At 75.3% G+C, this 227-nt stretch carries 1 protein-coding gene; it reads right to left on the bottom strand.

All coding sequences use genetic code 11. From position 1 onward, the window contains the following. Positions 1-227: KR domain-containing protein (locus NGF19_RS30560; protein WP_252429206.1), on the bottom strand; the 227-nt coding region annotated here is incomplete at both ends.

Below are 227 nucleotides of genomic sequence, written 5' to 3'. Positions count from 1 at the left end.
GCCCGCACCGTCACCTCGGCCGCCAGCTCCGGCGCACTGCCGCCACTGCGGCTCAGCAGCAGCAGATGCCGCACCCCGTGCACCTCGACCAGATGCCGCGCCACCAGCCGGCCCAGCACACCCGTGCCACCGGTGACCACCACCGTGCCCTCGGGATCGAACCGCGACCCCTCCACCACCGCGCCAACCGCCAACCGCGCCAACCGCGGCACCCGCAGACCACCGCC

Origin of the sequence: Streptomyces macrolidinus (genome assembly GCF_023887685.1) — a bacterium.
In the GTDB taxonomy this organism is placed as follows: domain Bacteria; phylum Actinomycetota; class Actinomycetes; order Streptomycetales; family Streptomycetaceae; genus Streptomyces; species Streptomyces macrolidinus.
The sequence above is the reverse complement of the archived record's forward strand: the minus strand, read 5'-3'. Positions and strand labels throughout refer to the sequence as shown.